This is a genomic window from Proteus cibi, assembly GCF_003144405.1.
Classification (GTDB): domain Bacteria; phylum Pseudomonadota; class Gammaproteobacteria; order Enterobacterales; family Enterobacteriaceae; genus Proteus; species Proteus cibi.
In genome coordinates, this window is record NZ_PENW01000011.1 from 121,533 (window position 1) to 145,138 (window position 23,606).

The window sequence follows — 23,606 nt, forward strand, 5'->3', positions numbered from 1 at the left end:
TGTTAGATAGAAAAGAGGAAATGAGAATTATTTATGAAAATCCCTAAAATTGATCGGTTAAAAATTCTAGATACTGCTATTTCACTACTAGAATCAGAAGGTATTGAAGGTTTAACCATGCGCAAACTTGCGGATGCTTTACAAATAAAAGCAGCCTCTCTTTATTGGCATTTCGATAATAAACAAACATTAATTGAAGGTATCGCCGACAGAATAGTGAGTGATGTCGCAGTCAATTTTGAATTGACACATCATTGGCAAGAAGACAGTAAGCAACTAGCTTATGATTTAAGAAATGCATTTTTACGCCATAGAGATGGCGCTAGAGTCTTTGCAGGTACTTATGTGATATCTGAAAATGTCTTACGTATTAATAATACTTTTATTAGTGCCATTATGCAGTCTGGTGCATCTGCTGAATTAGCGAGCAAAATGACCATGACTTTGCTCTATTTTATTTTAGGTTGCTGTATAGAACAACAATCGGTCATGCTGATAGAAAAAGAAGAAATCACTAATAAAAGAGAAGCATTTAAACAGTTAGTTCAAGATAATTTTCCACAAACTTGGCAAGCAAGAGATGTTCTTTTTGCTGATGATTTTACCCATCGTTTTGATTTTGGATTAGAACAACTTATTTTAGGATTTCAGCATCAAATCAATGAATCTTGATAAAAAATAACCACTTATAATATGTGATCATTAAAACACCTAATATTGCTGTACGCTTAATTTAAGGATCAAGCCCCTTATTTGGCAAATAAAGTCCAAGATATCTAAATACCATAAATCTAATAAACATAATAAAAAAACCCAGTATATTGTTTAAAATATTACTGGGTTTGAATAAAAATAATAAAATTTTATTTGTTATTTGACGTTTTTTTATTCAACCGTAACGGATTTTGCTAAGTTACGAGGTTGGTCTACGTCAGTGCCTTTAATTAACGCGACATGATAAGACAACAACTGTAATGGTACGGTATAGAAAATCGGTGCGATAAGTTCTTCAACATGAGGTAAAGAAATTAACTTCATCGTTTCGTTTTCTTCAAAACCAGCATCTTGATCAGCAAATACATACAGTAAACCACCTCGCGCCCGAACTTCTTCAATATTAGATTTTAATTTCTCTAATAACTCATTGTTCGGAGCAATGATGATAACCGGCATATCTGCATCAATTAAGGCTAATGGACCATGTTTTAATTCACCAGCAGCATAAGCTTCAGCATGAATATAAGAGATCTCTTTTAGCTTTAATGCGCCTTCTACCGCAATCGGGTATTGGTCGCCACGACCTAAGAATAAAGCATGGCTTTTTTCTGAGAAATCTTCAGCTAACGCTTCAATCACTTTATCTTTCGATAACATGCTTTCAATACGGCTTGGTAAAGCGTGTAATGCTGTTGAAACGTCGTGCTCTAATGCTGCGACACCTTTAATACGTCCCATATATGCCACCAGCATTAATAGAACGGTTAACTGTGTTGTAAATGCTTTGGTTGATGCAACGCCGATTTCAGCACCCGCTTTAGTCATCAAGACAAATTCAGATTCACGTACCAAAGAAGAGCCAGCCACGTTACAAATTGCCAGTGATGATAGATAACCTAACTCTTTAGATAAACGCAGAGCCGCTAATGTATCCGCCGTTTCACCTGATTGAGATAAAGTAATAAGTAAACTATTACGACGAGTCGCGGGTTTGCGATAACGATATTCTGATGCAATTTCAACATCGCAAGGAATACCCGCTAAAGATTCAAACCAGTAACGAGAAACCATCCCTGCATTATAAGATGTACCACAAGCAACGATTTGGATATGTTCTACTTGAGATAAGATCTCTTCAGCTTTAGGACCTAATTCACTAAGATTGATACCTTCCGCTTGTAAACGACCTTCAAGCGTATTTTTAATTGCAAGAGGTTGTTCGTAGATCTCTTTTTGCATGTAGTGACGATATACACCTTTATCACCTGCATCGTATTGAACGTTAGATTCAATCGTATCGCGAACAACTTCCTCACCATTCACATCAAAAATATGAACATGACGACGTGTAATTTCAACAATATCGCCTTCTTCAAGGTAGATAAAACGACGAGTAACAGGTAATAATGCTAACTGGTCTGAAGCAAGGAAATTTTCACCTACACCAAGACCAACCACCAGCGGACTACCTGAACGAGCAGCAACAAGAAGTTCAGGTGTACGGCTGTCCATAATTACAGTGCCATAAGCACCACGTAATTGAGGAATAACACGTTGTACAACTTCACGTAATGTACCACCTTGACGCTGTTCCCAGTTAACAAGGTGAGCAATGACTTCGGTATCCGTTTGAGACGCAAACTGATATCCTTTTTTAATTAATTCTGCTTTCAGTTCTTGGTAGTTTTCGATAATGCCATTATGTACCACAGCAATCGTACCCGATACATGAGGATGCGCATTATCTTCACAAGGTTCACCATGTGTTGCCCAACGTGTATGAGCAATACCTGTACCACCAATCACTTGTATTTTTTCTGCCTCTTCTGCCAGCATTTGTACTTTGCCAGCTTCACGCAGACGTGTCATTTTACAGTCATTATCCACAACCGCTAAACCCGCAGAATCATAACCGCGGTATTCTAAACGACGTAAGCCTTCAATTAAGATTTCAGCGATATCGCGTTGTGCAACTGCACCTACTATTCCACACATTGTGTTATTCCTAAAACTGTGCGTTTATTCGCACTTGGATGTCTTATACCTGATTGGTTTGTTCCCCAAGCCATTGTAGAAAGCGGGGATGTTTTTGTTTTTAGAATAATAGCGTACAAGAAAAGGGCGCTAATTAAATATACGCCCTTTTCTTAAAATTATTGTTTTTTCTTCACTGGACGTTTCCATCCACTGATATGAGTTTGCTTAACACGACTTATGACTAATTCGTTTTCACCCACATTTTTAGTCACTGTTGTTCCGGCACCAATTGTTGCACCTTTAGCTACAGTAACTGGTGCAACTAACTGTGTATCAGAGCCAATAAAGACATCATCACCAATAATAGTTTGGAATTTATTGGCACCATCGTAGTTACAAGTAATAGTACCAGCACCGATATTTACGTTAGCGCCAACTTCAGTATCACCAAGATAAGTTAAATGACCCGCTTTTGAGCCCACACCTAAACTTGCTTTTTTCATCTCAACAAAGTTACCCACGTGAGCTTTATCTGCTAATTGTGCGCCAGGACGAAGGCGAGCAAAAGGACCAACCGTACACTCTTGGGCTAGATTAGCATCCTCGATCACCGTATAGGGGCTAATCATTGAATTATCACCAATCACACAGTTTTTCAGCACACAACCTGTACCAATTTCGACGTTATTACCTAAAGTAACATCACCTTCAATGATAACGTTGGTATCAATTACGACATCTTTACCGTGAGTTAATGTGCCACGTAAATCAAAACGTGCAGGATCAAGCAACATAACGCCTTCTAATAATAAGCGTTCAGCCTGTTCTGTTTGATAAATACGTTCTAATGCAGCCAATTGTAAACGGTTATTCACACCTTCCATTTCACTATGATGACGAGGGTGAGCCGTTTCAATTTTACGACCTTCTTTATACGCTAACGCGATAATGTCAGTAATGTAATACTCTTTTTGTGCATTATTGTTATCAAGTTTACCTAACCAACGTTTTAAATCAGCACCATTAGCAACCAAAATACCCGTGTTGATTTCAGTGATTTTCAGTTGTTCTTCAGAAGCGTCTTTTTGTTCAATAATGCCAGTCACTTCGCCATTTTCACGGACAATACGACCATAACCCGTTGGGTTATCTAAAATGACCGTTAATAAACCAATACCACCTTCTGGTTTCACGTCAATTAAACGTTCTAACGTTTCTTTAGTGATTAAAGGAACATCACCATAAAGCATCAGGATATCTTCATCATCAGCAAAGAAAGGCGCAGCTTGCTGCATTGCGTGACCCGTTCCTAGTTGCTCTGCTTGTAGTACCCAATTAACAGGTTGTGAACCTAATTTTTCTTTCATGAGTTCACCACCATGTCCATAGACAAGGTGTGTTTGTTGAGCACCTAATGACTTGGCGGTATCAATCACATGTTGAACCATGGATTTACCCGCAAGTTTATGAAGAACTTTAGGTAACTGTGAATACATGCGGGTGCCTTTTCCCGCAGCAAGAATAACAACGCTTTTAGCTGAATTAGACATAATTAACCTGATAACTCCCGTAAAGAATGGCAAGTAAACCCGTTTATGCCAAATAATACTACATATTTCGTTACACAAAATATTTCATGACGCAAAAAAGCCAGTTAGCAAAGAACCAACTGGCTTTTTTATTCATAGACTGCCTATTTACATCAACGTCGAGTCAATTCGATTACACGTAGTTTTGCAATCGCTTTGGCTAATTCTGCTGATGCTTGAGCATAATCAACGTCACCATGAGAGGATTGAATGTGTTCTTCAGCTTTACGCTTAGATTCCAACGCTTTCGCTTCATCCAAATCACGACCACGGATAGCTGTATCTGCTAGTACAATGACGCCAGTCGGCTGAACTTCGAGAATACCACCTGAAAGGTAAATAACCTCTTCTTCGCCTGATGTTTTTACGACACGTACCATGCCCGGTTTTATGGCAGTTAATAACGGGGTATGCTGCGGATAAATACCGAGCTCACCTTCGCTACCAGTTACCTGAATTCGTTTGACTTCGCCGTCATATAACTGCTTTTCAGCGCTGACAACTTTCAGGTGGAACGATGTATCGGCCATATCAACCTCCCGTCAGCCGTATTAAAGCTTCTTAGCTTTTTCTACTGCTTCTTCGATAGTACCAACCATGTAGAACGCCTGCTCTGGCAGGTGGTCATAATCACCGTTCAGAATTCCTTTAAAGCCACGGATAGTGTCTTTCAGGGAAACGAACTTACCTGGTGATCCGGTAAATACTTCAGCAACGAAGAATGGCTGAGATAGGAAGCGCTGGATCTTACGCGCACGCGCAACAACCAGTTTATCTTCTTCTGACAGTTCATCCATACCTAAGATAGCGATGATGTCTTTCAGTTCCTGATAACGTTGCAGGATAGACTGAACACCACGAGCCACATCATAGTGCTCTTGGCCAACTACCAGCGGGTCTAACTGACGACTGGTTGAATCCAGTGGGTCAACCGCAGGGTAGATACCTAATGAAGCAATTTGACGGCTCAGTACAACTGTCGCATCTAAGTGAGCAAACGTTGTTGCTGGTGATGGGTCAGTTAAGTCATCCGCTGGTACGTATACTGCTTGAACAGAGGTGATAGAACCTGTTTTGGTTGAAGTGATACGTTCTTGCAGAACACCCATCTCTTCAGCCAATGTTGGTTGGTAACCTACCGCTGATGGCATACGACCTAACAGTGCTGATACTTCTGTACCGGCTAAGGTGTAACGATAGATGTTATCTACGAATAACAGTACGTCACGGCCTTCGTCACGGAATTTCTCAGCCATAGTCAGACCCGTCAGTGCTACACGCAGACGGTTTCCTGGTGGCTCATTCATCTGACCATAAACTAACGATACTTTGTCAAGAACGTTAGAATCTGTCATTTCATGATAGAAGTCGTTACCCTCACGAGTACGCTCACCTACACCAGCAAATACAGAGTAACCTGAGTGCTCGATCGCGATGTTACGGATCAATTCCATCATGTTAACTGTTTTACCAACACCCGCACCACCGAACAGACCGACTTTACCACCTTTAGCAAACGGACAGATTAAGTCCATTACTTTGATACCGGTTTCAAGCAGTTCTTGTGAGTTTGATAACTCTTCGTAGGTTGGCGCTTCACGGTGGATAGACCAACGTTCTTCAGTTGCAATATCACCTTTCATATCGATTGGTGTACCCAGAACGTTCATGATACGTCCCAGTGTTGCTTTACCTACAGGTACTTCAATTGGGTGGCCTAAGTTTTCAACTTTTAAGCCACGGCTTAAACCGTCTGATGTACCCATTGCGATACAACGAACGATACCACCGCCTAACTGTTGCTGAACTTCCAGCACCAGTTTTTCTTTACCATTCATAACCTCAAGAGCGTCGTATACTTTAGGGACGCTATCCTGAGGGAATTCGGCGTCCACTACGGCGCCGATTACCTGGACAATCTTTCCAGTAGCCATCTTGAATCCTCTACGTAATTCGTAAACCTAGCTGTTATACCGCGGCTGCACCAGACACAATTTCTGTAAGTTCCTGAGTAATGCTTGCTTGGCGTGCTTTGTTGTACACCAATTGCAGTTCTTTAATCAGGTTACCACCGTTATCTGTAGCGGCTTTCATCGCGACCATTCGGGCGGCCTGCTCACTCGCTAAGTTCTCTACGACGCTCTGGTAAACTTGCGATTCGATATAACGACGCAGTAAAGTATCCAGTAACGCCTTAGGATCAGGTTCGTACAGATAATCCCAAGATTTTTCTTTCAGCTCTTCATCATCACCTGGTGGCAATGGTAAAACCTGAAGAATTTTAGGCTCTTGAGCCATGGTATTGATGAACTTATTTGCCACCACATACAGTTTATCTAAACGACCTTCGTCATAAGCCTGCAACATGATATTGACTGGACCGATAAGGTCAGACAGTTTTGGATCATCGCCCATGCCGGTTACTTGACCTACAACATTCCCGCCTACAGAGCCAAAGAATGAAGCGGCTTTAGAACCGATTAGAGCTAAATCTACCTGTACACCTTTTTCAGACCACTCTTTCATGTCTGCCAGCAGTTTTTTGAACAAGTTAATGTTCAAACCACCACACAAACCACGGTCGGTCGAAACAACCAGGTACCCGACACGTTTAACTTCACGCTCTTCGAGGTATGGATGTTTGTATTCCAGATTCCCTAACGCAAGGTGACCAATCACACTGCGCATGGTTTCTGCATAAGGACGGCTGGCTGCCATGCGTTCCTGCGTTTTACGCATTTTCGACGCGGCGACCATCTCCATCGCTTTAGTGATCTTCTGTGTGTTTTGCACACTGGCGATCTTCGAACGTATCTCTTTTGCGCCGGCCATTTCTGCTTCTCCTCATGAACCAGACGGCCTAATGTTTAACTATTAGGCCGAATAGTTATTACCAGGACTGAGTCGCTTTGAAGTTTTCTAGCACGCCTTTCAGCTTCGCTTCGATCTCTTCGTTATAAGTACCAGTCTGGTTGATTTCTTTCAATAAATCAGCATGTTCACGAGAGGCATAAGCTAATAAAGCCGCTTCAAATGGCACAACTTTTGAAATTTCAACATCTTCCAGATAACCACGTTCTGCGGCAAACAGTGATAAAGACTGTTGTGCGACAGACATTGGTTCGTACTGTTTCTGTTTCAGCAATTCAGTCACTTTCTGACCGTGGTTCAATTGTTTACGGGTAGCATCGTCCAGATCGGAAGCGAACTGTGAGAATGCTGCCAGCTCACGATACTGCGCAAGTGCAGTACGGATACCACCAGAAAGTTTCTTCATGATCTTAGTCTGAGCTGCACCACCAACACGAGATACGGAGATCCCTGGGTTAACAGCTGGACGGATACCTGCGTTAAACAGGTTAGATTCTAAGAAGATCTGACCATCGGTAATAGAGATTACGTTCGTAGGAACGAATGCAGAAACGTCCCCTGCTTGCGTTTCGATAATAGGTAACGCAGTCAGAGAGCCGGTTTTACCTTTAACTTCACCATTAGTGAAAGCTTCTACGTACTCAGCATTAACACGAGCAGCACGCTCTAGTAAACGGGAGTGCAGATAGAAAACGTCACCAGGGTATGCTTCACGTCCAGGTGGACGACGAAGTAACAGTGAAATTTGACGGTATGCGACAGCCTGTTTAGACAGGTCATCATAAATAATCAGGGCATCTTCACCACGGTCACGGAAGTATTCACCCATTGCGCAACCAGAATAAGGAGCTAGGTATTGCAACGCTGCTGATTCTGATGCAGAAGCAACAACAACAATGGTGTTTTCTAACGCGCCATGTTCTTCTAATTTACGAACAACGTTCGAAATAGTAGAGGCTTTCTGACCAATAGCGACATAGATACATTTAATGCCAGAGTCGCGTTGGTTGATGATCGCATCGACAGCCAGCGCAGTTTTACCTGTTTGACGGTCACCGATGATCAATTCACGCTGACCACGACCAATTGGGATCATGGCATCGACGGATTTGTAACCTGTTTGTACAGGCTGATCAACTGATTGACGGTCGATAACACCAGGCGCAATCATCTCAACAGGTGAGAATCCATCATGCTCTACTGCACCTTTACCATCAATCGGCTCACCCAGTGTGTTTACCACACGGCCAAGCAGACCACGCCCAACAGGTACTTCCAGAATACGACCTGTACATTTAACTTTCATGCCTTCTGCTAAGTCAGCATAAGGACCCATCACAACCGCACCAACAGAGTCGCGCTCTAAGTTCAGTGCGATAGCGAAACGGTTACCCGGCAGTGCGATCATCTCACCCTGCATAACTTCGGCTAAACCGTGGATACGAATGATACCGTCACTAACGGATACAATCGTACCTTCATTGTGAGCTTCACTCACTACATTGAACTGAGCAATGCGCTGCTTGATCAGTTCGCTGATTTCAGTGGAATTCAGTTGCATATGCTCCAGTCCCCTTAAGACTGCAAGACGTCAGTTAATCGCTCTAAACGGCCACGAATACTGCCATCGATGACGAGGTCACCGGCGCGTATAATCATGCCTGCGATAACAGACTTATCAATTTTGCAATTCAGCTTCACTTTGCGTGATAGACGTTTTTCCATCGCTGCAGAAATGTTAGCTAGCTGCTGTTTAGTTAGCTCAATGGCAGAAGTTACTTCAACGTCAACCGTTGACTCGAGTACTGCGCGCAATTGAATAAATTGGCTCAATACTTCAGGCAACGTTGATAAACGGCCATTATCAGCCATAACACGAATTAAATTCTGAGCATGACCATCTAATTGTTCACCACAAAGATCAACAAAGATGTCAGCCAGTTTTTCTGATGCTAAAGAACCAGAAAGTAATTCGGTTACCTGCTCATTGCGTGCTACTTCAGCGGTGAACGCCAGCATAACCTGCCATTTATCGACAGCCTGGTTTTCCACAGCAAAGTCAAAAGCTGCTTTGGCGTAGGGGCGAGCTACCGTTGCTATTTCAGACATGCCCCTCCCTCCTTACAGTTCAGCGACCAGTTTATCAACGATGTCGCTATTAGCAGCTTCATCCACGGAACGTTCAATAATTTTCTCGGCACCTGCGATAGCCAGCATTGCGACTTGTTTACGAAGTTCTTCACGAGCACGTTTACGCTCTGCATCCAATTCGGATTGAGCTTGTGCAACGATCTTACTACGTTCTTGCTCTGCTTCTGCTTTAGCATCTTCAATCATTTGAGTGCGTTGTTTATTCGCTGATTCAATGATTGCTTGAGCTTCTGCTTTTGCTTTCGCTAGCTGATCGCCTGCATCGGCTTTCGCTAAATCTAAGTCCTTTTTAGCTCGTTCTGCGGATGATAAACCGTCAGCAATTTCTTTTTGACGTTTTTCAATGGCCGCCATAATTGGTGGCCATACGAATTTCATACAGAACAAAACAAACAGGACAAATGCGACGGCCTGGCCGAGGATTGTTGCATTTAAATTCACAGCACAATACCTCTTTCTTGGTTATTAACTAACTTGATGCTTTTACTGCTCATTGCCATCATTAGGCAACAGCAAACATCACGTAAAGGCCCAGACCCACAGCAATCATTGGGATGGCGTCAACCAGACCCATAACGATAAAGAACTGTGTACGCAGAAGAGGGATCAGATCAGGCTGACGAGCAGCACCTTCTAAAAATTTGCCTCCGAGGATTCCGATACCGATTGCAGCACCGATTGCAGCTAAACCCATCATAATAGCGGCAGCCATGTACAGCAGATCCATACTCAGGTTTTCCATGACAGTCTCCAGTTTGTTTCAGTTATTTCTTCAAAGAGTTAATAATTAATGTTCTTCAGATGCCATCGACAGATAGACAATCGTTAGAACCATGAAAATAAATGCTTGTAACGTAATAATCAGTATGTGGAATATTGCCCAAGGAAGGCTTAATAACCACTGTGACCACCACGGTAACAGACCAGCAATAAGAATAAAGATCAGTTCACCTGCATACATGTTACCAAACAGTCGAAGACCGAGGGAAACAGGTTTTGATAGCAGGCTTACCCCTTCCAAGATTAAGTTGATCGGAATAAAAATTGGGTGATTAAAAGGCTGTAAAGTCAGCTCTTTTGTAAACCCTTTTATGCCTTTCATCTTAATGCTATAGAAAAGGATCAGGATAAATACACCAATTGCCATCGATAGAGTAATACTCACGTCCGCAGTCGGAACGATGCGTAACGCTGGTAACCCTAAGATGTGTTCACCGATATAAGGGATGAAGTCGATTGGTAATAAATCCAGGGCATTCATTAACAGCACCCAAACGAACACAGTCAATGCCAAAGGTGCAATGACCTTGCTCTTTCCGTGATACATATCACGGACGCTGCTATCAACGAAACCAATGATCATTTCTACTGCAGTCTGGAATTTTCCCGGTACGCCACTGGTTGCTCTTACTGCTACTTTTCTAAACAGCCATAGGAATAGTGCTCCCATCAGTACTGAAAAGAAAAGTGAGTCAATATTTAACACCCAGAATGATGGCGCATTTTCAGCATGGGGATTGACCAACTCGAAAGTACGCAGGTCCAACTGAAGGTTATTCAGGTGGTGACCTATGTAGTCTCTAGTGGTTAATGCTTCTCCTGATGCAGACATGATGCCAATTACCCTTTTGTTGTTAAAAACGCTAACCGTTAATGACGGCTGGTGCAACGACCTGCATAACAAGCACCGCTAAGTAGGTCATGACCAGTGGTGCAAATGCCGCTTTAAACACTCCTAAAGCAACAATCAGCAAGGCTATTGATAATATAACCTTCAACCCTTCACTGAAAGCAAAAAGCCAGTTTATGCGAACTGGAGCTTTTTCTTCGTTGACTTTTTGTAAGCGCATTAACAAAAGAAAAGCAATATTGGGTAACCAACATGCCAACCCGCCTAAAAAAGCCGAAAAACTCCAGTCTGTACTCTTTAAGTAGAAACCCGCACTGAGAATAACAAAAGTCATAAACTGCAAAAATAACAGTTTCAGTGCAACTTTCCCGCTGTAGAGGGAGACAGACATGACGTTTGTATTCTCCAGACTAGCTATCGTAAAAGGTATTACTGAATGATGTATCAAACTGTCTTTGCTATAAAGTGTCAAGTGACAAAAACGAGCAAATTATACGGGGCGTGGCAATGAATTCAATCAATAAGTAGCGAAAAAGTGAAGATTAATTTAAATTTCTTACCAAGGTTCCATTTATGAAAAATGATTAAGAACAAAAAGAGTAAAAATAATAGTGCTGAATAAAATAAATAGCGTGATATACATCACAAATATAAAAGTATAAATAAAGCTTATTTCATAAATTATATAATGAGGTTAACAAATAAACGCTCTTTTATGAACAATTTAGTGGCAATTGAAAAATAATTAACCGAATTTCAATTAAATAAATTCAATATTTTTATAATGCATAGAATTATTAATTTATTTTGGAAATAAAAAGAGAAAAACTAAGGTTACAAAGAGAATTAAAGTAAAAGATAATAATTTGTTAATTTATTGTTTTATTAAAGTGAAATTGAGTGTTTCTCATAAATCCCCATAAAACAAATGGCGATAACATTGTAAATATTATCGCCAGAGCACAAAAAATGAAAAAAGGAGCCAAGAGACACACGATACTTGATTAAATAATCACCAAATGTCTTTGCTCATTCAATTCGGGTATGGATAAACTAATCACTTTTTCAGGCATTTTTAATCCATTATCAACAAGTTCATCTAACTCTTCTTGATGAATTTGTCCTTTCAGCGCATAAAAACGGCCATGTTCTTTAGTCACTAAATGAGAGCACCAAGAGAGCATATCGCTCATTGAGGCAAATGCTCGGCTGATCACACCATCAAAAGGCTTCTCAGTTTGGTATTCTTCAACACGGTATTGGACTGGCTCAATATTATTAAGCCCCAATTCGTGCTGAACTTGTTTCATAAAGCGAACGCGTTTACCTAAACTATCCAATAAAACAAAGTGGTGATCGGGGCGCATTATCGCCAGTGGAATACCGGGCAATCCAGGCCCAGTCCCCACATCAATAAATCTTTCACCATCAAGATATTGGCTCACAACAATACTATCCAAAATATGACGAATAAGCATTTGCTGTGGATCTCTCACTGATGTGAGGTTGTAAGCTTTATTCCATTTATCAAGCATCGCAACATAACCCGTGAGTTTTTCAGCTTGAATATCGGTAAGCTCAATATTGGCTTGCTTAGCCAGCTTTTTTAGCCGATTAAGTAAGTCACTCATGATGCACTCCTGCGTAATAGACCTTGTTTTTTCAGCCAAACTAATAAAATGGAAATAGCAGCAGGTGTAACACCGGAGATCCGCGATGCTTGTCCGATCGATGTTGGTTTGTGATCGTTAAGTTTCGCAATAACTTCGTTAGATAATCCACTAACTTGCTTATAGTCCAGATCAATCGGTAACGCAGCATTTTCATTGCGCAGTTGTTTTTCGATCTCTTCTTTTTGGCGACTAATATAGCCTTCGTATTTAACTTGGATCTCAACTTGTTCAGCCGCTTGTGGTTTTGAATCATCAATACCTGGCGCAAAACGAGAGATATTTTTCAGTATATCGTAAGTCATTTCTGGGCGACGTAATAAGTCTTCGCCATTAGCTTCTTTGGATAATGGTGTATTCAGCAATCCATTGATTTCAGAAAGATTATCAGCCTGAGGATGAACCCAAATATTTCTTAAACGTTGACGTTCTTTTTCAACAAGCTCAACTTTTTCACTAAATTGTGCCCAGCGGGTATCATCAACCATACCTAATTCACGACCAATTTCGGTTAGACGCAAATCAGCATTATCTTCACGTAACATCAAGCGGTATTCAGCACGAGAAGTAAACATACGGTATGGTTCTTTTGTACCAAGTGTACAAAGATCGTCAACTAATACACCAATATATGCTTGATCACGGCGTGGGAACCAACCCTCTTGATCGAAGGCATAACGTGCCGCATTAAGACCTGCAAGCATACCTTGAGCCGCAGCTTCTTCATAACCAGTGGTACCGTTAATTTGCCCAGCAAAGAAGAGTCCATTGATAAATTTACTTTCTAGTGTTTGTTTTAGATCTCTAGGATCGAAGAAATCGTATTCAATGGCATAACCAGGTCTAATGATCTTCGCATTTTCCATACCTTTCATGGAATTTACAATTTGCATTTGAACATCAAAAGGTAAGCTTGTTGAGATACCATTTGGGTAAATTTCGTTACTGGTTAAACCTTCAGGCTCTAAAAAGATCTGGTGTGAATTACGATCAGCAAATCTCATCACCTTATCTTCAATAGATGGGCAATAACGAGGGCCTATTCCCTCGATGACACCCGCATACATTGGGCTACGATCAAGGTTATTACGAATAACATCGTGCGTTTTTTCGTTTGTGTATGTGATATGGCAAGGCATCTGTTCAGGATGCTGATCCACATTACCTAAAAACGAGAAAACAGGCATTGGAGTATCACCCAACTGAACAGCTAATTGGCTAAAATCAATTGTTCTTGCATCAATACGAGGTGGTGTACCCGTTTTTAAGCGACCTACACGCAGAGGTAATTCTCGTAGTCTGTGTGATAACGAAACTGATGGTGGATCACCAGCACGACCACCACTGTAATTTTCTAAACCGATATGGATTTTTCCATCAAGGAAAGTCCCTACCGTTAGAACAACAGATTTAGCACGGAATTTTAAGCCCATGCGAGTAACAGCACCTGTTACTTGGTCGTTTTCAACAATGAGATCTTCAACAGGTTGTTGGAAGATCATTAAATTAGGTTGATTTTCAAGTGTAGTGCGAACAGCTTGGCGATAAAGAACACGGTCAGCTTGTGCTCTTGTTGCTCTTACAGCTGGACCCTTGCTTGCGTTAAGGGTTCTGAATTGGATCCCTGCATGGTCAATAGCGGTTGCCATTAATCCACCCATGGCATCGATCTCTTTTACCAGATGCCCTTTACCAATCCCACCAATAGCTGGGTTACAAGACATTTGGCCCAAAGTATCAATATTGTGGGTCAGTAATAGGGTTTGACGCCCCATACGAGCAGCAGCCATAGCGGCTTCTGTACCGGCGTGACCACCACCGATGACAATGACGTCAAAGTGTTCTGGATAAAACATGTGTGAACCTTAAATGTTACGAATGCTGAATGTGTTGCATTGGGAAAACGAATTCTACTCAACTTTTTGACAGATACAAGCGAGCAGATCCGCAGGTAATTATTTAAAGATCTTTTTATTTAAAGATCTCTTTATTAGATCTTTTATTAGGGAAGCGATCCTCTGTGGATAAGTGGATTTTCTATTTAAAGATCATAAAAGTGTAAAGGATCATATACTGTGAATGATCCGTGATCTATCTGCTGATAAGCTGGGATCAAAATGACGACTTATACACAGGTCATTTCTTGATATAGCTTTATACAATGGATAACTACGGGTTAATCCCTGCTTTTAAGCAGAGTTATCCACATTCGTTTGCTGTTTTTTTGTGCAAATTAAAGTAAATTTTTCCAAGATGCCATCCATTCTTCTGCTGGATCTTCCGGAATGTCATACTTTTGAATATCAATTTCGAGACGATCGCCAAGGCGAGTTGCCCCTTTTTCCACCAATTTTTGATCTAATGTTCTGATCGCGCCACAGAAAGTGTCATATTCACTACTTCCAATGCCGATCGCACCAAAGGTGACCTTACTAAGATCAACGGAGTCAGCTGATATTTCGTTAGCAAAAGGTTGTAGGTTGTCAGGAAGATCACCTGCACCGTGTGTTGATGTGACCACCAGCCAGATCCCTTCATTAGGAAGATCATTAAGAGAAGGTCCATGGTGCAGATCTGTCTCAAATCCTTCATCAGATAAGATCTCTGCAAGGTGTTCTGCGACATATTCAGCACTACCCATGGTACTGCCACTAATAAGAGTGACTTTTTTCATTAATGATCTCCTTATGTTTAAGACGCGCTATTGTACGCTGTGAATCACTTGGGATCTACCTGTGGATAATGTGGTTATAAAAAAAAATAACAATTTATCCTTATGGCTTGATCGTCCTTATTATCGGGTTTTGCAGTGAGATCAGGGTTTCTGTTGACTGAATTTCATCAATTGTTTGGATTTTGTTGATAAGTACGTCTTGTAAGGCTTCTATACTTTTACACATTACTTTCGTAAAAATACTGTATTGCCCTGTTGTATAGTACACCTCAACCACTTCATCTAACTTATCAAGTTTATCTAATGCTGTGTGGTAGTCTTTTGCACTCTTAAGAATAATGCCAATAAAGCAACAGACATCAAAGCCGAGTTGCTTTTCACTAATATCAACTCGAGTTCCTGTAATAATTCCAGCCTGCTTCATTTTTTCTACTCGAACATGAATTGTGCCAGGGCTCACTTCGAATTTTTTGGCTAATTCAGCGTAAGGTGTTCTCGCATTCGCCATTAATGCGTGAAGTATGTCACGATCGAGATTATCGATCTGATAAATATTGTCCATAAAACTCCTCCGTTTTTAACGATAATTCATTTTTATAGCGTTATTTTTAACGAATTAAAACAAGCAAGGCTATTTTTAATGAAGTATATTGAATTTGGTACCCGTTTTGTTGCTTAATCTATATCAGCGAAACACGACATCACCACTAGGGATACAAAAATGGAAAAATCATTCATTCAGACTCAACAGCAAATTAGCTTTGTTAAATCTTATTTTTCACGACTGCTGGAAAAAGAATTAGGACTGATTGAAGTTCAAGGACCGATCTTAAGTCGCCTTGGTGATGGAACTCAAGATAACTTATCTGGTCATGAGAAGGCTGTACAAGTTAAAGTCAAATCTTTACCAGATTCTACTTTTGAGGTTGTCCATTCATTAGCTAAATGGAAACGTAAAACATTAGGTCGTTTTGGATTTAGTTCTGGTCAAGGTCTTTATACACATATGAAAGCTTTGCGACCAGACGAAGATCGCTTAACTCCGATCCACTCTGTTTATGTTGATCAGTGGGATTGGGAAAAAGTGATGGAAGATAAAGAACGTACTGTTCCTTATCTTAAGCAGACAGTGGGTAAAATTTATCAGGCAATAAAAGAAACTGAAAAAGCCGTCAGCGAAGAATTTGGTCTGGTACCGTTCCTGCCAGATCAAATTCAATTTATCCACACTGAAGAGTTACTGCGTCGTTATCCTGACCTTGATGCTAAAGGTCGTGAAAAAGCGATTGCCAAAGAATATGGTGCTGTTTTCTTAATAGGTATTGGTGGCAAATTATCAAGTGGTGAAGCTCATGATGTAAGAGCGCCAGACTATGATGACTGGACAACACCAAACGAAGATGGGTTTGAAGGTTTAAACGGTGACATTCTTGTCTGGAACCCTGTTCTACAAGATGCGTTTGAATTGTCATCAATGGGTATCCGTGTCGATCCTGAAACATTAATGCGTCAGTTGACATTAACAGATGATACTAAGCGTCTTGAGCTAGATTGGCACAAAGCATTAATGCATGGTGATATGCCACAAACTATCGGTGGCGGAATTGGCCAATCTCGTTTAGTGATGCTATTGCTACAAAAAGAGCATATTGGACAAGTACAGTGCGGTGTATGGGAAAAAGATACCCGTTTAGCTTTCGCCGATATGCTGTAATTATTGGCGCCAGCGTCGAAGTAAACGACTTTTTAATCCAGTATCAAAACGCCATATATGGTCAAAGATTTTCATAATACTGGGTTTACCGTAATTGGATAGGGTAACCGCATGGAAGCGATTGTGCTGTTGCTGTTGGCTTTTTTTGATTTTGTTGATTAGGTTTTCGGGTAACCTTTGGGCGACAAAGTCAGAAATAACAACAGCATCAGCATCTTTCCATGCTGGGCTATTTAGTTTTTCTGCGACATTATCTAAACAAGCACTTAAGTCTGTGCCCCCTCTAAATGACTGATTCAAAAACTTGATAAGATCTTGTAGGCCATTAGATGATGACAATTGATAATGTACAGTTTCAGTAGAAAATAACATCACATGACATGAACGATTATCAGCTAGCGCTATTTTCATCAATGCTAATCCAAACGCTTTAGCACACTGTTCGTTAAATCCCCCCATCGAACCTGAAGTATCAATACATACAATAAAAGGTCCTCTTGGTCTTTCTTCATCATGATGATGAGTTACTGGTCGCAATACAGTACGCTCTTGCCAATTATCTCCTTGTAATCGATAAGTATTTAGCTGTTTTTCCACCAGCTTTCGATAAAACTCATATTCGATTTCATTAATACCTAACAAGGCGAGTTCTGTAGGAAGTAAGCGTAAGATATCATCACTGAGTCCTATACCATTGACTTGCTCTGGTGTTGTATCTGGTGCTTTCTCAACAATAGTTACAGGTTCAAAAATAACACTCTCTTCAGGCAGTGATTTTGCTGTTTTGCTACGACCTAGCAAACTTGCGAGTTTATGCAATTCAGGTTGTTGATCGAGAAAGTCGCTATAACGTTGAATAATTTTCTCATCGAAAGGGGGTTTTGTTAAAACACCTTTACTCATATCCCATAAACGGCCAGCAGCACGATCATTTTCTGAGAATGTATTACTTAAGCTTCCACTTAACGCTAAACGTTCCTGAAGCTCAGCAAGGAGTTGCTCTTGTTCTTGGTCAAATAAGGCTTTGTGTAATGCTGTGACTTGGAAAATTAAACTGATACGCCAATGCTGAATAAACAAAGCTTGTTGAGCAGGTGAAAAAGGCTTATTGGTTTTAATCAGTTGTGATGCTTCTTCAATAAAAGAGGAGTCTAGCTTGTTTAATTCCGCCAATATTTGCTCTACTTGCTGATTAAATATAGCGTTACCTAATGACTGCGTTTGTTGATAAAGAGCGAATTCATCAGCAATCATTGTCGGTACTAATGTTTCTTTTACTCTTTGTTGTAAGCTCTTTTTCCATTGGTGGATATCTTTAAGTAAGGCTTTTTTGAGTCTTGGATGCTTTTCAAAAAATATGGCTAATTGAGGCGATGCAAGTATCGCAATAATAACTTCCTCAATAAGCTGTCCTTCATTTATGGCTAAAAGCATATCTAATGTTGAAAGTGTCAGCATAATATCATTACTTTATTTGGCTTTTTAATTGCGATAATTTCTCATTAAGCTGAACAAAACTTTGTTCGATGGAAATAAGCCAATCATTATCAATAAATAAATTGGGTTGATGATGATTAAATTTTTCCTGCTCACCATAAATTTCTTGGGTTAGATCTTTTAACTTATCTTGCCATTCTTGGTTATCTTCAATAGTTGTCGCAGGTATAGTCTCTTTTTGCTGATAAAGAGATGTTGTTCGACGACTTACATCCAATATTTCTAATACGCCATCTTGGCGTATTTGTGCGTTAATTGATTGTGGAAAACCAATACCATTTAAACGTGCTAATAACTCATCCCCTTTAGCCAAAAAGTTTTCTAATGCTTTTTGCTCGATAGTAATAAAGTTAACCTGAATACTATGGATATGCAGTGGGATGTGTAAAAACAAGGTAAACTTATCAGCCTGCATTTTATCTGATAGGCAAAAATGTGTATTTCGTCCAAACATTCCACTTTGTTTTTCAAAACGGAAAGCCTGTTGATCTTGCTTACTTCTTGTTGATTGCATCCACTCAGCCCATAAACTTTCTGTTTTTCTAATCAACTCTAGCTGGTGGTAGGCTTGCTCTGTTAAAAGGTTTTGTAATAACTTATCTAATAATGCAAATGATGCTTGGTCATGCCATAGGCAATCTTTTAATAAAATAAGATCTAATGGTGAAATAACACTACGACCATTAAAAAAGGCACTGGCCTGTAAAAGACGTACCGCTTTTTTCCAACGCCTATCTGAAACATAAGGTGCCGCATCACTTTTATCTAAAGACTCACGAAGTTGATAAATTAAATCAAATAAGTGGTCATCTAAAGTGACTTTTTCTAATTCTGATTGCCAACGTGAGAACTCTTCTGCGGTAATTTGGATATGTTCTGGAATATGAAAAGAACCAACTTCTTTATTAATAAGTAATGCGCGAAAGTTTTTCTTATCCTGTACTTTTGTTAACCAAATACGAATAAGCATTCGGTCATATAGAGCTTCAAGACTACTGTCTGAATCAGGTAGCTCATTAGAGGCTGATACTAATAAACGCATTGGAATAGCAACTTCAGCTTCTCCATTTCTAAATTTACGTTCATTAATTGCTGTTAGTAACGTATTAAGAATAGCGGGTCCTGCTTTCCATATTTCATCAAGAAAGACAACTTCAGCATCAGGTAAATATCCCTCAACCAAACGCTGATATTTACCTTCATCTTTTAAGGCTTGAATAGATAAAGGACCAAAAATTTCTTCGGGTGTTGAAAAACGCGTCATGAGGTATTCAAAAGCTTTAGCTTCTTTAAAGGCTTCTTTCATTCTTCTGGCTATTAAGCTTTTAGCAATACCAGGAGGACCAAGTAAGAAAACACTTTCACCACTCAGTGCTGCAAGTAGACAAAGACGGATAGCTGACTGTCGCTCATAAAGCCCAGTTTCAAGGTATTGGCTAAGTTGTGAAATCCGCTCTGCAAGTTGCATAAACACTCCTAATAATGGGTACTTATTTTTGTCATCGCTCTGAAAATATCAGAAAAGAATTGCTGACATATAGTCAAACATTCTATTAGCACACAATTTGTTTATAACAAAAATCGATTCAGCTTCCTACTGCTTATTTTTGGTTCTTTTTTGTTTTACTAGCGAAACGTTTCGATGGTGATCACGTTTTTTCATTAATGTTGCTGAGATGATCGGTTTAAAATATTGAATGTCATTTATGAAATACATCTAGAATTTATTACTGAGAGTAAGGAAAAATCATGGAAGCGAAGAAACTTGTGATTTTAGGTAGTGTTAATGCAGATCATATTCTTAATGTTGCCCATTTTCCGCTTCCTGGTGAAACCATTTCAGGTAACCACTTTCAAATGGTCTTTGGCGGTAAAGGCGCAAATCAGGCAGTTGCTGCTGGACGTTGTGGTGCTCATATTTCGTTTCTTGCTTGTTTAGGGAATGACGATATTGGTAAGAAAGCCAAAGCTCAGTTAATGACTGATAACGTTGATACTAATAGCATTGAGTTAATTGATGATGTAGCAACAGGTGTTGCGCTGATTTTCGTTAATCAACAGGGTGAGAATGTCATTGGTATTCATGCTGGCGCTAATGGGCGATTAGATACCAATTATGTTCAGCGCTATGGAAATATTATAAAAGAAGCTGATGCGCTGTTAATGCAATTAGAATCGCCACTTGATTCTGTATTGAAAGCGGCTGAAATCGCAAAACAAGAAAATGTGCAAGTAATACTAAACCCTGCACCAGCTCAAGCATTACCTGATGAGCTGTTATCACTTGTCGATATTATTACGCCAAACGAAACAGAGACTGAATATCTAACTGGAATTAAAGTGGTAGATGATGAAAGTGCTCAGCAAGCAGCGAATATTTTACACCATAAAGGTATTAAAACGGTTCTTATTACATTAGGAAGTCGTGGAGTCTGGGTGAGTGAAAGAAATAGTAAAGGTTGTATTGTTCCTGCGTTTAAAGTGAAAGCTGTTGATACTATCGCGGCTGGCGATACATTTAATGGCGCGCTAATCACCGCTTTATTAGAAGGGCAATCTATGATGCCAGCGATTAAGTTTGCTCATGCAGCGGCAGCCATTGCTGTTACTCGAGCAGGCGCTCAACCATCAGTACCATGGCGTCATGAGGTGGATACTTTTTTAGCTTCATCTTTGTAATGTCTTTTCTATTTTATAAATAAAGAAAAAGAGAGCTATGCTCTCTTTTTTAGTTTGAATAAAATTATCAGGCTTTTTTCTTTTTATTCGTTAGATTATCGCCATCATGTTTATCAAGGAGTAAAAATACAAAAGAAGAAAGCAATGTAATGATACCCACAGTAATAAAAGTATAATGGAAGTTATCAACGGTAGTGCCCACATTCTCTGTATCAAAATAGCCTAAAATAGATGCACTCACTGCAATACCAAAACTAATTGCCAATTGTTGGGTAACAGCCAAAACACTATTTCCTGAGCTAGCATTGTTGTCTGTTAAATCAGCCAATGAAATTGTATTCATTGATGTAAATTGTATAGACATGACCACACCTAATAAAAAGAGTGGAATGACAAGATAGTAAATAGACATATCTGGTGATTGAAGTGAAAACTGAGCGATCATCAAACCAATAATTATAGTGATAGAAAAGAGTGTTCGGCGATAGCTAAATTTCACTAAGATCTTAGTAACAAATGATTTTGCTAAAATAGAACCTAATGCCATTGGTGCCATCATCATACCGGAAATAATTGCAGGGTAGCCAAAACCGACTTGCAACATAAGTGGCATTAAGAAAGGAATACACCCAGTTCCTAATCTTGTTGCAATATTTCCCGCAATACCTACAGAGAAAGTTCGTGTTTTAAATATATTGAGAGGAATTAGCGGTTGCTGGTGGCGTCTTGCATGGTTGACGTATAACCCCAGCAAAGAAAATCCACCTAAAATAATAGCAATAGGAATATATCGAGAGATATTTTTATCACCAAACAGATCAAGGCTGACAGAAAGCATGACTAAGCCAAAACCAAAGAAAATAAATCCAAGTAAATCAAATTTACGTTTTGGCATAGTGAAATTAGGCATATGTTTTATGGCATAAAAAATACCTAATAGACCAATAGGAATATTAATAATAAATATCCAATGCCAAGAGGCATAAGTAACCAATACCCCTCCTAAAAGAGGTCCTGCTATAGGACCTACTAATCCAGGCATTGTGACGAAATTCAGAATGGGTAGTAATTCGCTACGCGGATAAGCTCTTAGTAAAGCAAGGCGTGCAACTGGCATCATCATTGCGCCACCTATACCTTGTATAATCCGTGAAATAACAAGAAAAGTAAGGTTGGGAGAAAGTGCACATAATAAAGAACCACCTGAAAATAAAGAAACCGCAATAATAAAAATTTTACGCGTTCCAAATCTATCGGCTAACCATCCACTGACGGGGATTAATAATGCAACAGTCAAGGTATAGCTGATAACAGCTGATTGCATGGCGAGAGGTGAATGATTAAGGCTTTTTGCTATGTCTGGTAATGCCGTATTAAGAATAGTTGCATCGAGAGCCTGCATAAAAAAAGCCATTGCAGCAATCCAAGGCAACCCAGACATATTTTTGGCGGATTTCAACATGAAGCATATACCGTCTTTATTCTATATTTTGATTATCGCTTCATTATAAACAGAAAACCTACAAAATTTGTATTAAAACTATTCAATCACTTGTTAATAAAATTAAACAGAGATCACGTGCTTTATTTCCATCCTTATCAATAATTGCTTGAACAATTTGATTATGTGTTTCCGGTTGAACAGTTTCATTACCCACAATAAGATCGAAATACTTCTTATAAGCAGAAAGAAATAATGAACCGAATGAGGCAAAGAATGGATTGCCACTTGCTTGATAAATGAGATAGTGAAATTGAGTATCGATATCTAACCAATGTTGCCTATCAAAATTCTCATCAAGCAACTGCATTTCTCTACCAAATAAAGCAAGAGATTGTTTTTGGCTTTCGGTTGCATTAAATGCGGCTAAATAACATGCTTGAGGTTCTATGGCTAAACGAACGTGATGGAAATAATGGCTGACCTTATTAAATTCACCACTGTCTATCCACCAATTAAGAAGATCATTATCTAATAGATTCCAATTTTGCATTGGAGTAACACGAGTACCTATTCTTGGACGAGGTAAAAGCATTCCTTTAGCTGCAAGCATTTTTATTGCTTCTCGAATAACAGTCCGGCTGACAGAGAGTAATTCTGCTAATTCTATTTCTCCTGGTAACAAAGATTCCGGTTCATAGTGACCAGAAAGAATTTGTTTACCTAATTTTTCAGCAACTATATAAGAAAGATTTTTTTGAGAAGCTGAACGCTGTTCGCTAAATTGCATAATAAAGGTTACCTATACCATAATTTATCTTCTATCTTACGTGAGTCAGCTTGAGAAAGCTGTTCGGATTTCACGCTATCAGCATAAAATTAGAGCGTTTTTCTTTATTTTGTTGAAAAAAAAAGCGAACAGAAAAAAAATTGAAATAAACACTTGCGCTAATCCGAGATCTCCCTATAATGCGCATCCACTGACCGGCGATGAGC

Annotated in this window: 22 protein-coding genes; 3 read left to right on the top strand and 19 right to left on the bottom strand. The window is 39.7% G+C overall.

Annotation, left to right across the window (positions count from 1 at the left end; genetic code table 11):
* Positions 1–33: 33 nt before the first annotated feature.
* A complete protein-coding gene (locus DK865_RS07260; protein ID WP_023583326.1) occupies positions 34–672 on the top strand; it encodes a TetR/AcrR family transcriptional regulator C-terminal domain-containing protein in 639 nt (212 codons plus the stop codon).
* 213 nt (positions 673–885) lie between these two features.
* Here the strand turns inward: DK865_RS07260 and glmS are convergent, their stop codons facing one another.
* From glmS to asnC, 15 genes are all read right to left on the bottom strand, one after another.
* Entirely contained in the window at positions 886–2,712 is a 1,827-nt protein-coding gene (glmS, locus tag DK865_RS07265) for a glutamine--fructose-6-phosphate transaminase (isomerizing) (RefSeq protein ID WP_109391555.1), read from the bottom strand.
* Positions 2,713–2,870: 158 nt separating this feature from the next.
* Complete coding sequence (glmU, locus tag DK865_RS07270) at positions 2,871–4,244, bottom strand: bifunctional UDP-N-acetylglucosamine diphosphorylase/glucosamine-1-phosphate N-acetyltransferase GlmU (RefSeq protein WP_109391556.1); 1,374 nt, start codon at positions 4,242–4,244, stop codon at positions 2,871–2,873.
* A gap of 152 nt (positions 4,245–4,396) precedes the next feature.
* Complete coding sequence (locus DK865_RS07275; protein ID WP_006534340.1) at positions 4,397–4,813, bottom strand: F0F1 ATP synthase subunit epsilon; 417 nt, start codon at positions 4,811–4,813, stop codon at positions 4,397–4,399.
* A gap of 21 nt (positions 4,814–4,834) precedes the next feature.
* The gene (atpD, locus tag DK865_RS07280; RefSeq protein WP_023583323.1) at positions 4,835–6,217 is read right to left on the bottom strand and encodes a F0F1 ATP synthase subunit beta; all 1,383 of its coding nucleotides are present in this window, start codon (positions 6,215–6,217) and stop codon (positions 4,835–4,837) included.
* Positions 6,218–6,251: 34 nt separating this feature from the next.
* A complete protein-coding gene (atpG, locus tag DK865_RS07285; RefSeq protein WP_006534342.1) occupies positions 6,252–7,115 on the bottom strand; it encodes a F0F1 ATP synthase subunit gamma in 864 nt (287 codons plus the stop codon).
* A gap of 58 nt (positions 7,116–7,173) precedes the next feature.
* Positions 7,174–8,715 (bottom strand): F0F1 ATP synthase subunit alpha, encoded by a 1,542-nt coding sequence (atpA, locus tag DK865_RS07290; protein WP_006534343.1) that lies wholly within the window; start codon positions 8,713–8,715, stop codon positions 7,174–7,176.
* A 14-nt stretch (positions 8,716–8,729) separates the two neighbouring features.
* Positions 8,730–9,263, bottom strand: coding sequence for a F0F1 ATP synthase subunit delta (gene atpH / locus DK865_RS07295; protein WP_006534344.1), 534 nt, complete (start codon positions 9,261–9,263; stop codon positions 8,730–8,732).
* 12 nt (positions 9,264–9,275) lie between these two features.
* Positions 9,276–9,746, bottom strand: a complete 471-nt coding sequence (gene atpF / locus DK865_RS07300; RefSeq protein ID WP_036914499.1) for a F0F1 ATP synthase subunit B — start codon at positions 9,744–9,746, stop codon at positions 9,276–9,278.
* 61 nt (positions 9,747–9,807) lie between these two features.
* On the bottom strand, positions 9,808–10,047 hold the full coding sequence (gene atpE / locus DK865_RS07305) for a F0F1 ATP synthase subunit C (protein ID WP_004246596.1): 240 nt from the start codon (positions 10,045–10,047) through the stop codon (positions 9,808–9,810).
* Between the two features lie 45 nt (positions 10,048–10,092).
* Positions 10,093–10,917, bottom strand: a complete 825-nt coding sequence (gene atpB / locus DK865_RS07310; protein WP_023583322.1) for a F0F1 ATP synthase subunit A — start codon at positions 10,915–10,917, stop codon at positions 10,093–10,095.
* A gap of 31 nt (positions 10,918–10,948) precedes the next feature.
* Positions 10,949–11,326, bottom strand: a complete 378-nt coding sequence (gene atpI / locus DK865_RS07315; protein ID WP_023583321.1) for a F0F1 ATP synthase subunit I — start codon at positions 11,324–11,326, stop codon at positions 10,949–10,951.
* A gap of 613 nt (positions 11,327–11,939) precedes the next feature.
* Positions 11,940–12,566 (bottom strand): 16S rRNA (guanine(527)-N(7))-methyltransferase RsmG, encoded by a 627-nt coding sequence (gene rsmG / locus DK865_RS07320; RefSeq protein WP_023583320.1) that lies wholly within the window; start codon positions 12,564–12,566, stop codon positions 11,940–11,942.
* The gene (mnmG, locus tag DK865_RS07325; RefSeq protein WP_023583319.1) at positions 12,563–14,461 is read right to left on the bottom strand and encodes a tRNA uridine-5-carboxymethylaminomethyl(34) synthesis enzyme MnmG; all 1,899 of its coding nucleotides are present in this window, start codon (positions 14,459–14,461) and stop codon (positions 12,563–12,565) included. The genes rsmG and mnmG overlap by 4 nt, the downstream gene beginning before the upstream one ends.
* 377 nt (positions 14,462–14,838) lie before the next feature.
* Positions 14,839–15,279, bottom strand: coding sequence for an FMN-binding protein MioC (gene mioC, locus DK865_RS07330; RefSeq protein ID WP_109391557.1), 441 nt, complete (start codon positions 15,277–15,279; stop codon positions 14,839–14,841).
* Positions 15,280–15,379: 100 nt separating this feature from the next.
* On the bottom strand, positions 15,380–15,841 hold the full coding sequence (asnC, locus tag DK865_RS07335; RefSeq protein WP_023583317.1) for a transcriptional regulator AsnC: 462 nt from the start codon (positions 15,839–15,841) through the stop codon (positions 15,380–15,382).
* A gap of 159 nt (positions 15,842–16,000) precedes the next feature.
* Between asnC and asnA the strand changes: the two genes are divergently transcribed.
* Positions 16,001–16,993 (top strand): aspartate--ammonia ligase, encoded by a 993-nt coding sequence (gene asnA, locus DK865_RS07340; RefSeq protein ID WP_023583316.1) that lies wholly within the window; start codon positions 16,001–16,003, stop codon positions 16,991–16,993.
* Here asnA and viaA read toward each other — a convergent pair whose 3' ends face one another.
* Entirely contained in the window at positions 16,994–18,451 is a 1,458-nt protein-coding gene (gene viaA, locus DK865_RS07345) for an ATPase RavA stimulator ViaA (RefSeq protein ID WP_109391558.1), read from the bottom strand.
* A 7-nt stretch (positions 18,452–18,458) separates the two neighbouring features.
* On the bottom strand, positions 18,459–19,958 hold the full coding sequence (ravA, locus tag DK865_RS07350; RefSeq protein WP_109391559.1) for an ATPase RavA: 1,500 nt from the start codon (positions 19,956–19,958) through the stop codon (positions 18,459–18,461).
* A 281-nt stretch (positions 19,959–20,239) separates the two neighbouring features.
* Between ravA and rbsK the strand changes: the two genes are divergently transcribed.
* Complete coding sequence (gene rbsK / locus DK865_RS07355) at positions 20,240–21,169, top strand: ribokinase (RefSeq protein WP_109391560.1); 930 nt, start codon at positions 20,240–20,242, stop codon at positions 21,167–21,169.
* A 67-nt stretch (positions 21,170–21,236) separates the two neighbouring features.
* Here rbsK and mdtD read toward each other — a convergent pair whose 3' ends face one another.
* Positions 21,237–22,631, bottom strand: a complete 1,395-nt coding sequence (gene mdtD, locus DK865_RS07360; protein ID WP_023583312.1) for a multidrug transporter subunit MdtD — start codon at positions 22,629–22,631, stop codon at positions 21,237–21,239.
* Between the two features lie 82 nt (positions 22,632–22,713).
* Positions 22,714–23,400, bottom strand: a complete 687-nt coding sequence (locus DK865_RS07365; RefSeq protein ID WP_023583311.1) for a FadR/GntR family transcriptional regulator — start codon at positions 23,398–23,400, stop codon at positions 22,714–22,716.
* Positions 23,401–23,606: the final 206 nt, after the last annotated feature.